This is a genomic window from Streptomyces canus, assembly GCF_001514145.1.
Lineage (GTDB): Bacteria > Actinomycetota > Actinomycetes > Streptomycetales > Streptomycetaceae > Streptomyces > Streptomyces canus.
Map to the genome: position 1 here is coordinate 63,829 of NZ_KQ948660.1, position 13,005 is coordinate 76,833.

Genomic DNA, 13,005 nt, shown 5'->3' on the forward strand with positions numbered 1-13,005 from the left:
CGGCCCCGTCGGTTTCACCGCTGTGCGCGGTTCCCCGCGCCCCTGAAGCGGGTTACCTGGTCCGCCTTCCAGGCATGAACGTGAAGACCGCCCCGCCCAGCAGCACCGCCGTTCCCGCCACCAGGCCCAGTGCCTTCAGCGCCGCGTGGTCGTCCGCGCCCGTGGCCGCCAGGCCGCCGCTCGTCGACGTACCGGACGAGGAACCGCCGGAGGACGACGAACCGCCCGACGCCCCGCCCTCCTGCTCCTTCGTGGTCAGGGTCAGGGAGACCTGCGTCTTGTCCGGCTTGCAGGTCGTGGTCGTGCCCAGTGCCTCGATCGTCAGGACACCCGGCGACAGCGTCGACTCACCCGTCGCACCCGGCTTGTACGTGCCCGTCATGTCCGGGATCTCTATCGGGTCGCCCGACTTGATGGCCTCGGAGTTGGTGGGGCCCTCGACATGGACCGAGCCCTTGTCGTCGCCGCCCAGAACCACGTCCATGGAGGGCTTGACCGAGTCCGCGGGGATGTCGGCGGGGCTGTCCATCGGGGAGTTCTTGAACTGCACGGTGAGGCCGTAACTGCCGCCGTTCTTCTTGGCGTTGATCTGGATCGTGGAGGTCGCCTTCTTCTCGCCGAGCGGTGACTGGCAGGTGTAGGGGATGTCGACCGCCTTGCCGGTGAAGTCGGTCTGGCCGTCGTCCGACGCGGTGGAGGTCGGGCTCGCGGTGTCCGTCGGGCTCGCGCTGCCGGTCGGCGTGGCGCTGTCGGTCGGGTCCGGGGACTGGGACTCCGTCCCGGTCGGCGTGGGTGTCGACGTCCCGTCGCCCGCCGCCACGGTGACCGTCGCCCCCTTCGGCACCGTCTCCGTCGGCGTGCACACCGTGTTCGTCCCCATCGCGTTCACCGTGTACGGGCCCGGCGTCAGGGTGAGTTCCCCGGCCGCCGTCAGCTTCAGCGTGCCCTTCATGTCGGACAGCACCATGTCGCCGCCCTTGGGGATCGCCGGGTTCTCACGCGGCCCGGTCATCGCGATGTCGGCGGTCTGCGCGCCCGCGGCCTTCAGCGTGCCGGTCGGCTGGACGGAGTTGGCGGGCAGATCGATGATGTTCGGGTTCTTCGACGCGGCCTGCGTGAACTTCCACACCACGTCGATCTCGTCGCCGACCTTCGCGGTGGCCGGCGCGGTGATCTCGACCTTGGTGGTGCCGTCGACGGGGTCGAGTCCGACACCCGCGGGCGGCACGCACCGGGTCGCGAACGACACCTCGGCCGCCTGGGCGGGCCCGGCGGCCAGGCCGAGCACCACGCCCGCCCCGGCCAGCACCAGCGCCGCACCCGCCGCGCCCGCTCTTCTCGGCCCGTCGGCCGGGGTGACTCTCCTTCGCATGCTCACGGGGATCCCTCTCTGGTGGGAGTCGTCGGACTCGTCGGGCTGTCGTCGTGCGGTGCGGAGAGCCGGCCACCGGCCGCGCCCGGATCCGCGTCCGGGGTGAACCACGGCAGGGTGGACGTCGGGGTGGCCGCGTGCGCGGCCGTGGAGGGCTTGAGGCCCGGCAGGCGCAGGGCGAGTTCGGGCAGCCGCAGTCCGCGGTGCCGGATGCCTCCGGCGGGCCGGGGCCGTACCCGGTCCACCACCGCCATGCCGATGCGGAACAGCGCGGCGGGCACCACCAGGCAGACCAGGACCCAGAACAGGGTCACGCCCCAGGGCCGGCCCACGTCCCAGGGCTGCTCGGCCAGCACCTTGCCGCCGTACTTCAGCGACACCGTGTACTCGCCGTGCGCGCCGCCCGTCAGCTCGACGGGCAGTTCGAGCCGCGCCTTTTTGCCCGGCTGGATCGTGCCGCGCCACTGCTGTTCCTCCCACTGCGGGGCGAACACGCCGTGTGCGGTGCCGACCTGGAAGACCGGGTTCTTGACGGCGGAGGTGCCGACGTTGCCGACGGTGAACACGAGGGTGCGGGCGGGGGGCGCCCCGAACCAGGTCAGCAGTCCGCCCGAACCGTCGAGCCGGGTGTCGGTGAGGACGGACAGCCGCCCGCCGTCCGTCTCGGCGGGCAGCGGCTCCATGGCGTGTCCGGCCACCTGGAAGATCGCGTCGGCCTCGGCCTTCGCCCCGGTCACCGTGGCCACGTGCACCACACAGGGGCAGGGCACCGGCGGCTCCGCGACGGGCAGCTTCCTGCTGAAGCGCCCCTTCGAGTCCGTGGTGACGGCCCGGCCGTCCGCGTTGGCACAGGAGTTGGTGCCTCCGGGCACCCCGCGCGACGGGACCGCCTGTCCGCAGATCAGGATCATCAGCAGCGCCCGCTGACGCCATCCGTCGCCGCTCACGGTGATCGAACTCCCGGTCCCCGCCTGGGACTTGGACAGCTTCACACTCGGCTTCTCCGCCGCGGCCGCCGTCCCCGCCAGGGGCGCGAGCAGCAGCGTGAGCACTGCCACCAGCGCCGCCCACCGCACCCTGCCGCTCGGGCTCACGTCGTCACTCCCGTCAACTCGGCCTCCGTACACGGGGATTCGGGCCCGTTTGGCGCGCCGGGCCACCCGTCGGCGGCGCGAGCCGGCGGGATCGGTGCGGGCAGGGCACGGGCGGTGGACGGCATGGGCGGCTCCAGCTGTCGTACGAAAGCGGTCCGGGCCGCTCAGCGGCGTGCGCGGGCCGCCTGGTTGCGCCGGGTCAGCCACAGCGCGCCGGCCGCACCCGCGAGCAGTACCGTGCCGCCGAGCGTGCCGAGGGCGATCGCCGAGTCCTCGGGACCGGTCTGCGGGAGGGCGGAGCCGTTGTCGGACGTGTTGCTGTCGCTCTGGGTGCCGCCGGAGGAGCCCGAGGCGGCGGTGACGTCCAGGGTCAGCGAGGCGCCGGGGCTGTTGGTCGGCGTGCAGGTGGTCGTCGTTCCGAGCGCCTTGATGGTGAGCACGCCCGCCGTGAAGGTGACCTTGCCGGACTTCTTCGGGGTGTACGTCCCGGTCAGGTCACTGATCTTGATGGGGGTGTTGGCGGGGACGGTCGCCTGGTTGGCCGGGCCCGTCACGCTCAGGGTCCCGCTGTCGGCGCCGCCCAGCTTGATGGTGGCGCTCGGGTTCATCGCGCCCTTGCCGAGATCGACCGGGCTGGACGAGACGCCCTTCTGCCAGGACATGGTGAGCTTGTAGCCGCTGCCGCTCTTGACGCCCTTGATGTCGATGGGCGAGACGGCGCTCTTGTCACCGATCGGCGTCTTGCACTGGTAGTTGACGTTCACGACCTCGGCACGGGCAGCGGGGGCGGCCATCAGCACCGCCGAGCCGGCCAGAGCCGCGACGGACGCGAGCGCGGCGGTTCGTTTCGGGTACGACACGGTTCCGCTCCCCTTACTCGTTCCTGACGGCACATCAGATCGGCCGTCAAGGTACGCCGGGGCAACGGAGGAAGGAAGAGAAAGTAAGTGTCGGAACTGTGGGGACACCGCCGGGAGAGCGCCGGGCCGGTGCTAGGCGGGTGCCCCGAGCTCCGCCCACACGGTCTTGCCGGCCATTCCGGGGGCCCGTACGACTCCCCAGTCAAGGCAGAGCCGCTGCACGATGAACATCCCGTGCCCGCCCGGCCGTCCGGCCCGGTGGGGAGTCCGCGGCGCCGGCTGCCCGGCGCCCTTGTCCGAGACCTCGAGGCGGATCACCTTGTTGTCACAGGAGATCCACAACTGGTCCGGGCCCTCCGCATGCAGACAGGCGTTCGTCACCAGCTCGGAGACGACGAGCAGCACGTCCTCCGCCACGGCCCGCCGGTCGGCGGACGCCGCCGGCAGCCACCCCCATGCGTACAACGCCTGCCGGGTGAAGTCGCGTGCGAGCGGGACGACCCCGCTCTCCCCCTCGAAGCTCAGCCGACGGACCTGCCGTCCCGTCGGCACCTCGGCTTCGCCGCCAGGCTCCACGCTGGGCTCCGGGTCACGGTCGCCCGGCGAGTAGGGCCGGGTGGTGCTCATCAGCGCTTCACCTCACCGATTCACCGGTTCACGATTCAAAACGTCACTGCATGGTCGCTCACCGAACAGTCAGTACGGATGTCTCCTGCCCGAGCGGACCGGTAGAACACCCCTCCACTGGGGACGTATGTCCGGTACAAGGGGTGTGACACCCGATGGGGACCGGCCGGAGGAGACGAGCGGGGCGCGAGCAAGGACACCGGGACCACCACTCGTCTCGCCCCCTCAGCCGCCGGACTCTTCGGCCAGGGCCTCGTCCAGGGTGTCGTGCACGGTGAAGACCGCATCGGCCCCCGTGATCTCGAAGACCCGTGCCACGACCGGCAGCATGCCCGCAAGGTGCACGCCACCTCCCGCCGCCTCAGCTTTCAGCCGCGCCCCGAGCAGCACATTCAGTCCGGTGGAGTCGCAGAACTCCAGCCGTGTGCAGTCGACGACAAGCCGGTTCTTCCCCTTGGCGAGGCAGTCCTCGAGTGGCTCACGCAACAAATCGGCCGTGTGGTGATCCAACTCACCTGCTGGAGTCACGACGGCACTGGAGCCCTCTTGCCGCACCTCAACCAGAAGCCGGCCAGACTGTGCGCTGCCGACCGTCCCGCGGTCCATGCCGTCTCTCTCTCCCGACATCGTGGCTGCTGATGACGCCCTCGAACATTACGCCTTCTCCACACCCTCCGACACCCGAACAATCACCCACAAACAGACATAACCGCACAGAACACACTTGCGGTCGTGTCGGGAAACCGGGTAGGGCTAGTAGAGACACGTACTCGACACGGCCGGCTTTGGAGGCGCCGCACACCGCAGTGCACGGACTGGCTTCGGCAGCCTTATGCCGAGAACGATGGAGGACATCATGTCACCCCGGCTCGACGCCTCGCATACCCATCAGGCGACGTCGACATCCCCCCCGGAACATCTGAATCCCATCGAGCAGGACGGCGACGACGATGTGCTCGCCGGGCTCCCGGACATCCCACCCTTCGAAGAGGTGGGGGCCGTGGACGCGCGAGCCCTCTCCAAGACCCTCTTCGCGAGGCTGGAGTCGCTGGAGGAGGGCACACACGAGTATTCGTACGTCCGCAACACGCTCGTCGAGCTGAACCTCGCCCTGGTCAAGTTCGCCGCCTCCCGCTTCCGCTCCCGCAGTGAGCCGATGGAGGACATCATCCAGGTCGGCACCATCGGCCTGATCAAGGCGATCGATCGCTTCGAACTCAGCCGCGGTGTGGAGTTCCCCACCTTCGCGATGCCAACCATCGTGGGCGAGATCAAGCGCTTCTTCCGGGACACGTCCTGGTCGGTGCGGGTGCCGCGCCGCCTCCAGGAGCTCCGGCTCGACCTGGCCAAGGCCGGCGACGAGCTGGCTCAGAAGCTCGACCGCGCCCCGACGGTGGGCGAGCTCGCCGAGCGTCTGGGGCTGTCGAAGGACGAGGTCGTCGAGGGCATGGCCGCCTCGAACGCGTACACCGCCTCCTCGCTGGACGCCCAGCCCGAGGAGGACGACTCCGAGGGTGCGCTGGCGGACCGGATCGGTTACGAGGACCACGGCCTGGAGGGCATCGAGTACGTCGAGTCCCTGAAGCCGCTGATCGCCGAACTCCCCTCCCGGGACCGCACGATCCTCTCGCTGCGCTTCGTCGCGGGCATGACCCAGTCGGAGATCGGCGACGAACTCGGGATCTCGCAGATGCATGTCTCGCGGCTGCTGTCGCGGACTCTGGTACGGCTGCGCAAGGGGCTGACCGTCGAGGAGTGACGCGTCGGCACTACTGACCTGCGCGTGTGCCCGGTGTCCGGTCGGACACCGGGCACCGTGCGTTCGGGGTGGCTCGTGGTTACTCGGAGAAACCCTTTCCCCAACGGTTCACTTCCCCCACTATGGTCCCTCACAGACTGGCCGGTACGTCAGGAGGAGGGTGCGCATGACTCGCCCCGACGGGGCGTCCGACGCCCGGCTCACGGAGCTGCTGCGCGCCGACACGGTCACGGCGTACGCGGCCCTGCTGGAGCTCCGCGCCCGCCACCAGCCCTCGGTCCTGGCCTACGCCCGCCTCTGCACGGCCGGTGAGAGCGCCGCACGGCAGCTGGCCGCGCAGGCCTTCACCCTCGCGGCCCGGGAGACGGGCCGCGGGGTCGACCCCGGCGTCCCGTGGCGCCACCGGCTCCTGCTGCTGACGGCCCGGTCGGCGGCGGCGTGGGCCGGGGACGAGCGGGCGGCGGGCCTGGACCCGAGCGTCCTGCTGCTCCTGAACACGGCGGGGCCCGGTGGCCCGGTGCCGCCCATGCTCACCGCCTTCGAGTCCCTGCCGGCCCGCACCCAGGGCCTCGTCTGGTACGGCCTGGTGGAGGCCGAGCCGGAAGCCCGCACCGCCGACCACCTGGGCCTGACCCGCGAGGACGTGGTCTACGGCATGGAGGGGGCCCTGCAGTCCCTGGCCCGGACGCGTCTGAGGCTGCGCCTCGCCGCCTCGGACGACTCCCGCTGCGCGGACTTCCGCCGCCTCATCGAGGAGTCCGTACGTCCGGACAGTCCCCGCGCCAGCACCGACCTGCACGCCCACATGGTCCACTGCCCGCACTGCGCGGCGGCACACGAGGAACTGTGCGCGCTACGGGACACTCCGCGACCGGCACTGGCGGAGGGGCTGCTGCCGTGGGGCGGGACGGCGTACGTGGGGCGGAGCACGGCCGAGCCGGAGGCGCGACCGCGGGCGGGGTCCCGTACAGGGTCCGGCACCTGGCCCCGTCCGCGTCGGCTCGTCCTGGCCTCGGCGGCGCTGGGGGTGGCTCTGGCGCCTCTGCTGCTGTTCCTGGTGTCGCAGGGAGGTGACTCCCCGACGGGCGCTTCGGCCTCGGTTTCGGCCTCGGCCTCCGCGGGCGGGGTGCTGCCCGGCCCACCGCAGGTGACCGTGACGACGACGGTCTCGCCCTCGCCCTCCTCGACCAGCAGGCCACCGTCCCCCTCCGCTTCCCCTTCCGCGACCAGGAGTTCGGCACCGCCCCGGAGGACGAGCCCGCCCCCGTTCCGCCCGCCGGGCGGCTCCTACGCCCAGGTGGTCAACGTCTCCACGGCCCGCTGCCTGGACGTCGCCGGCGACTTCGGCAACGGCACCGACGTCGTCACCGCCCCCTGCTCCTCGGCCCGCTCCCAACGCTGGCGCGTCGACTCCGACCGGGGAGTCCTCCAGTCCGCTGCCGACCCCGACTTCTGCCTGGACAGCCGCGGCGACGTCGACAAGGGCCTCGGCATCTGGTCCTGCGACTCGGTCGAGGGCGACAACAGCGACAACCTCCGCTTCACGGTCGACCCCGACGGGGTGATCCGCCCGGCGATCGCCATCGCGACGGGGATGACACCCGGGGGCGGTGACGGTGTCTCACTGGAGCCGCTGACCGGAGGTGCGGAGCAGCGGTGGCGGGCGGGGGCGACGTGATCGTCGCGGCCGGCTCGTGCGGCCGGCTCAGGCCACGCGAGCGCCGCGCCGCCACACCCCGCTGACCAGCGGCACGCCCGGCCGGTAGGCCAGGTGTACGTGGCTCGGGGCGTCCAGGAGGATCAGGTCGGCGTAGGCGCCCGGAGTGAGACGGCCGATGTCCTCGCGGCGCAGAGCGGCCGCACCGCCCGCCGTGGCCGACCAGACGGCCTCGTCCGGAGTCATCCCCATGTCGCGTACCGCGAGGGCGATGCAGAAGGGCACCGAGGAGGTGAAGGAGGAGCCCGGATTGCAGTCCGTGGACAGGGCGACGGTGACGCCCGCGTCCAGGAGGCGGCGGGCGTTCGGCCACTCGGCGCGCGTGGAGAACTCCGCGCCGGGGAGCAGCGTGGCGACCGTACGGCTGTTCGCCAGGGCGTCCACGTCCTCGGCGGTGAGGTGGGTGCAGTGGTCGGCGCTGGCCGCGTCCAGCTCGACGGCCAGCTGAACGCCGGGGCCGTAGGAGAGCTGGTTGGCGTGGACGCGGGGGTGCAGGCCCTTCGCCCTGCCCGCCGTGAGGATCGCGCGGGCCTGGTCGCCGTCGAAGGCGCCCTTCTCGCAGAAGACGTCGATCCACCGGGCGTACGGGGCGCAGGCGTCGAGCATCTCGCCGGTGACGAGGGAGACGTAGCCCGCCGGGTCGTCCGCGTAGTCCGGCGACACGATGTGGGCACCGAGATAGGTGACCTCGTCGGTGTGGGCGGCGGCGATGCGCAGGGCCCTCGCCTCGTCCTCGACCGTCAGGCCGTAGCCGGACTTGGTCTCGAAGGTCGTCGTGCCCTGGCGCAGGGCCTCGGCCAGGTAGCGGGTGAGGCCCGCCTCCAGTTCGGCGTCCGTGGCCGCGCGGGTCGCGGCGACCGTGGTACGGATGCCGCCCGCGCTGTAGGCCCGCCCCGACATGCGGGCGTTGAACTCCTGCGTGCGGTCGCCCGCGAAGACGAGGTGGCTGTGGGAGTCGACGAAGCCGGGGAGGACCGCCCGGCCGCCCGCGTCGACCCGATTGTCAGTGGCGGGTGCTTTGCTTTGATCACCGGTCCACACGACGTGGTCGCCCTCGATGACGACGGCCGCGTCCTGGATCAGTCCGAGGGGAGATCCGTCACCTAGGGAGGGGTCGTTGGTGACCAGGGCGGCGATGTTGGTGATGAGCGTGCTTGCGGTGCTCGCGGAGTGGGCGGGACTGACGGTCGTCGCGTTGCTCATGGCGTCCTCGGTGGCCTGGTCGGCGGTGGGGGCGGGTTCGGGGGCCGGCCGTGGGGGCGGGCGGCCCGGGGTCATCCGTGCAGCGCTGCGACGGCGTCCGCGAGGGCTCCCGGCACATCCGGCACGAGCGCGTGCACCCCGTCCCGTACGACGTGCCGGCCTCCCACGACCGTGTGCGACACGTCTGCTGCCGACGCGGCGAATACGGCCGTCTCGGCCCCGAGCCGCGGAAGCGGCCCTGCCGTCCTGACCGAGTCGAGGGCGATGGTGGTGAAGTCGGCGAGCGCGCCGGGCTCCAGGGTGCCGGCGCCGTCCCAGCCGAGGGCCGCGTGGCCGTCGGCCGAGGCCGCCCGCAGGAGGGCCGCCGCCGTCCAGTGACCTCGCGTGCGGGTGCGCAGGCGCTCGTTGAGCTCCATCGCGCGGGCCTCTTCGAGCAGGTCGATGACGGCGTGGCTGTCGGAGCCGAGGGAGAGCGGTGAGCCCTTGCGCTGCAGGGCGACCGCCGGTCCGATGCCGTCGGCCAGGTCCCGTTCCGTCGTCGGGCACATGCAGGTGCCGGTGCCGCTGTCGCCGATCAGGGCGATGTCCTGGTCGGTGAGGTGGGTGTTGTGGACGCCGGTGGTGCGCGGCCCGAGGACACCGTGCTCGGCGAGCAGTTCGGTGGGCGTGCACCCGTGGGCCTCGCGGCACGCGTCGTTCTCGGCGGTCTGCTCGGACAGGTGCACATGGAGCGGCGCCCGCCGTTCCTCGGCCCAGCGGGCGACGGTCGCCAACTGGCCGGCGGGCACGGCCCGTACCGAGTGGATCGCCGCACCGATCCTCGCGTGATCCCGGTCCTTGAGAACTGAACAGCGTTCGGCCCAGGCGTCCGCGCTGCCGTCGGAGAAGCGGAGCTGGTGGGTGGTGGGCGGCTGCCCGAAGCCGGAGGAGAGATAGGCGGTGTCGAGGAGGGTGATGCGGATACCGGCCTCGGCGGCGGCCTCGATCAGGGCCTCGCCCATGGCGTTGGGGTCGGCGTAAGGGGTGCCGCCCGGGGCGTGGTGCAGGTAGTGGAACTCGCCGACCGCCGTCACGCCGGCCAGCGCCATCTCCGCGTACACGGCACGGGCGAGTGCGTGGTACGTCTGCGGGGTCAGCCTGTCGGCGACCGAGTACATGACCTCGCGCCAGGTCCAGAAGGTTCCGGAGCCGACCTGGACGGTGCCGCGCAGGGCCCGGTGGAAGGCGTGCGAGTGGGCGTTCGCCAGGCCCGGGAGCGTCAGTCCGCGCAGGATCTCGGCGCCGGGGGGCGGGGTGTCGGTGTCCGTACGGACGGCGGCGACGCGGCCGCCCTCCACGTCCACGGCCACGCCGGGCTCGACGTGGGTGTCGAGCCAGGCGTGCTCCAGCCAGTAGGTCTTCGGTGTCACCTGCAGGCCAGCCCTTCCAGTACGTCGGCGAGCGCGAGGACCCCGGCCACGCAGTCGTCCTCGGCGGCGGATTCCGCCGGGGAGTGCGAGACACCCGTGGGATTGCGCACGAACAGCATGGCGGTCGGGATGCTCCCGGAGAGGATCCCGGCGTCGTGTCCGGCGCCGGTACCCAGGACGGGCACCTTGAGACCGGTGTCGGTGCCCAGGATGCGGGCGAGTTCGTCGCGCAGGGCGTGGTCGAACTCGACGACGGGGGTGAAGGACTCCCGGACGACGTCGAGGGCGATGCCGTGCGCCTGCGCGTACTCCCTGGCGGCCTTCTCGATCCCGCCGACCACCTGGTCGAGGCTCTCCTGGTCGGCGGCGCGGGAGTCGAGCCAGCCGCGCACCAGGGAGGGGATGGCGTTGACGCCGTTCGGCTCGACGGCGATCTTGCCGAAGGTGGCGACGGCACCGGCGAGTTCGGCCTCCCGGCGGGCGGCGAGCACGGTCTCGGCGTACGACAGCATGGGGTCGCGCCGGTCCACGAGGCGGGTGGTGCCGGCGTGGTTGGCCTCGCCCCGGAAGTCGAACCGCCAGCGGCCGTGCGGCCAGATGGCGCTGGCGATGCCGACCCGGTCGCCGGAGAGGTCCAGCGACCGCCCCTGCTCGACATGCAGCTCGACGAAGGCGCCGATACGGGCGAGCCGCTGCGGGTCGGCCCCGATGCCGTCGGGGTCGTGTCCGGCGGCTTCCATGGCCCGCGGGAGCGTGACCCCCTCCCCGTCGGTCAGCCGGTGCGCCTGCTCGACGGTGAGCTGCCCGGCGGTGAGCCGGGACCCGACACAGGCGAGCCCGAACCGGGCGCCCTCCTCGTCCCCGAAGTTGACGATGGCGAGCGGCTTGGTGAACTCGGCCCGCCGCGCCCGCAGTTCATCGAGCGCGGCGAAGGAGGACACGACTCCGAGGGGCCCGTCGAAGGCGCCCCCGTCGGGCACGGAGTCGAGGTGCGATCCGGTGACGACGGCGTCCCCCTGGGCGGGGTCCCCCAGCCAGGCCCACTGGTTTCCGTTCCGGTCGACCTCGTAGGTCAGTCCGCGGGCTTCGGCCTGCTCCTTGAACCAGGCCCGGCACTCGGTGTCGGCCCCGGTCCAGGCGAAGCGCCGGTAGCCGTGGGAGTCGGGGTGCCGGCCGATGGGGAGCAGCTCGCGCCACATCTCCTGGAAGGAGGCGGTGCCGTGGCGCTGGACCGTTCCGGAGGTGCCGCGCTCCGTCACGCCGAATCACCTTCACGCATCGGCACCCGCACACCCCGTTCGTCGGCGACGGACTCGGCGATGTCGTACCCCGCGTCCACGTGCCGGATGACACCCATGCCCGGGTCGTTCGTCAGCACCCGCCGGACCTTCTCCCCGCCCAGCTTCGTGCCGTCGGCCACCGTGACCTGCCCGGCGTGGATGGACCGACCCATCCCCACGCCACCGCCGTGGTGGAGGGAGACCCAGGACGCGCCCGACGCCACGTTGACCATCGCGTTCAGCAGCGGCCAGTCGGCGATCGCGTCGGACCCGTCGAGCATGGCCTCGGTCTCGCGGTACGGGGAGGCGACGGACCCGGCGTCCAGGTGATCGCGTCCGATCGCCAGCGGCGCGGCCAGCTCTCCGCTCGCCACCATGTCGTTGAACCGGTCCCCGGCCTTGTCCCGCTCGCCGTAACCGAGCCAGCAGATACGCGCGGGAAGGCCCTGGAAGTGGACCCGCTCGCCCGCCATCTTGATCCAGCGGGCGAGGGACTCGTTCTCGGGGAACAGTTCCAGGATCGCCTTGTCGGTCTTGGCGATGTCGGACGCCTCACCGGACAGCGCGGCCCAGCGGAAGGGTCCCTTGCCCTCGCAGAACAGCGGCCGGATGTAGGCGGGGACGAACCCGGGGAAGGCGAACGCCCGCTCGTACCCGGCGAGTTGGGCCTCGCCCCGGATCGAGTTGCCGTAGTCGAAGACCTCGGCGCCGGCGTCCATGAAGCCGACCATGGCCTCGACGTGCCGGGCCATCGACTCACGGGCGCGTACGGTGAACCCGGCCGGGTCCTTGGCGGCGGCGTCGGCCATGTCCTCGAAGGCGACACCCACCGGCAGATACGCCAGCGGGTCGTGGGCGGAGGTCTGGTCGGTGACGATGTCGATGGGCGCGCCCTCGGCGAGCATGCGCGGCAGCAGCTCGGCCGCGTTGCCGAGCAGACCGATGGAGAGCGGGCGGCGGGCGTCCCGGGCCTCGACCGCGAGTCGGAGGGCGTGCTCCAGGCTGTCGGCCCGGACGTCGAGGTACCGGTGCTCGATACGGCGCTCGATGGCGCGCGGGTCGACGTCGATACAGATCGCGACGCCGTCGTTCATGGTGACGGCGAGCGGCTGGGCGCCGCCCATGCCGCCGAGGCCGGCGGTGAGGGTGATCGTGCCGGCGAGGGTGCCGCCGAACTTCTTGGCGGCGACGGCGGCGAAGGTCTCGTAGGTGCCCTGGAGGATGCCCTGGGTGCCGATGTAGATCCAGGAGCCGGCGGTCATCTGGCCGTACATGGTCAGACCGAGGGCCTCCAGGCGCCGGAACTCCTCCCAGTTCGCCCAGTCACCCACCAGGTTGGAGTTGGCGATCAGGACGCGTGGGGCCCACTCGTGGGTCTGCATGACGCCGACGGGGCGGCCGGACTGGACCAGCATGGTCTCGTCCTGCTTGAGGGTGCGCAGCGTGCGGACCATGGCGTCGAAGGAGCGCCAGTCACGGGCGGCCTTGCCGGTGCCGCCGTAGACGACGAGCTTGTCGGGGTGCTCGGCGACCTCGGGGTCGAGGTTGTTCTGGAGCATCCGCAGGGCGGCTTCCTGCTGCCATCCCAGGGCGCTCAGTTCCGTACCGCGCGGCGCTCGTACGGGGCGGGGTCCTGACATGGTCTGCCTCCTGGGGCTCTGCTCCGGCTTGTTGCTGTCGATAT

The 13,005-nt window shown here is 71.8% G+C and carries 11 protein-coding genes; 2 read left to right on the forward strand and 9 right to left on the reverse strand.

Annotated features, from left to right (window positions below):
• Nucleotides 1-52 precede the first annotated feature (52 nt).
• The 5 genes from AQJ46_RS17055 to AQJ46_RS17075 form a co-directional block, all read right to left on the reverse strand.
• Nucleotides 53-1,372 (reverse strand): hypothetical protein, encoded by a 1,320-nt coding sequence (locus tag AQJ46_RS17055; protein ID WP_404828447.1) that lies wholly within the window; start codon nt 1,370-1,372, stop codon nt 53-55.
• 2 nt (nt 1,373-1,374) lie between these two features.
• The gene (locus tag AQJ46_RS17060) at nt 1,375-2,466 is read right to left on the reverse strand and encodes a hypothetical protein (RefSeq protein ID WP_059206411.1); all 1,092 of its coding nucleotides are present in this window, start codon (nt 2,464-2,466) and stop codon (nt 1,375-1,377) included.
• 164 nt (nt 2,467-2,630) lie between these two features.
• Entirely contained in the window at nt 2,631-3,326 is a 696-nt protein-coding gene (locus AQJ46_RS17065; protein WP_059206412.1) for an LPXTG cell wall anchor domain-containing protein, read from the reverse strand.
• 132 nt (nt 3,327-3,458) lie between these two features.
• Complete coding sequence (locus AQJ46_RS17070; protein WP_057611584.1) at nt 3,459-3,953, reverse strand: ATP-binding protein; 495 nt, start codon at nt 3,951-3,953, stop codon at nt 3,459-3,461.
• 225 nt (nt 3,954-4,178) lie between these two features.
• Complete coding sequence (locus AQJ46_RS17075; RefSeq protein WP_059206413.1) at nt 4,179-4,559, reverse strand: STAS domain-containing protein; 381 nt, start codon at nt 4,557-4,559, stop codon at nt 4,179-4,181.
• A 250-nt stretch (nt 4,560-4,809) separates the two neighbouring features.
• Here AQJ46_RS17075 and AQJ46_RS17080 point away from each other — a divergent pair, with 250 nt between their 5' ends.
• Both AQJ46_RS17080 and AQJ46_RS17085 read left to right on the forward strand, forming a co-directional pair.
• Entirely contained in the window at nt 4,810-5,712 is a 903-nt protein-coding gene (locus AQJ46_RS17080) for an RNA polymerase sigma factor SigF (RefSeq protein ID WP_107104841.1), read from the forward strand.
• A gap of 166 nt (nt 5,713-5,878) precedes the next feature.
• Nucleotides 5,879-7,390, forward strand: coding sequence for an RICIN domain-containing protein (locus tag AQJ46_RS17085; protein ID WP_059206414.1), 1,512 nt, complete (start codon nt 5,879-5,881; stop codon nt 7,388-7,390).
• A gap of 27 nt (nt 7,391-7,417) precedes the next feature.
• On the opposite strand, the gene hutI is transcribed toward AQJ46_RS17085, so the two are convergent.
• The 4 genes from hutI to hutU are packed head-to-tail and all read right to left on the reverse strand — an operon-like array spanning nt 7,418 to nt 12,961.
• Nucleotides 7,418-8,707, reverse strand: a complete 1,290-nt coding sequence (gene hutI / locus AQJ46_RS17090; RefSeq protein ID WP_059206415.1) for an imidazolonepropionase — start codon at nt 8,705-8,707, stop codon at nt 7,418-7,420.
• A complete protein-coding gene (locus AQJ46_RS17095; protein WP_059206416.1) occupies nt 8,704-10,041 on the reverse strand; it encodes a formimidoylglutamate deiminase in 1,338 nt (445 codons plus the stop codon). Before AQJ46_RS17095 ends, hutI begins: the two co-directional genes overlap by 4 nt.
• On the reverse strand, nt 10,038-11,240 hold the full coding sequence (locus tag AQJ46_RS17100) for an allantoate amidohydrolase (RefSeq protein ID WP_208616954.1): 1,203 nt from the start codon (nt 11,238-11,240) through the stop codon (nt 10,038-10,040). Before AQJ46_RS17100 ends, AQJ46_RS17095 begins: the two co-directional genes overlap by 4 nt.
• Nucleotides 11,241-11,296: 56 nt before the next feature.
• On the reverse strand, nt 11,297-12,961 hold the full coding sequence (hutU, locus tag AQJ46_RS17105; protein WP_057611591.1) for a urocanate hydratase: 1,665 nt from the start codon (nt 12,959-12,961) through the stop codon (nt 11,297-11,299).
• Between the last annotated feature and the right edge of the window lie 44 nt (nt 12,962-13,005).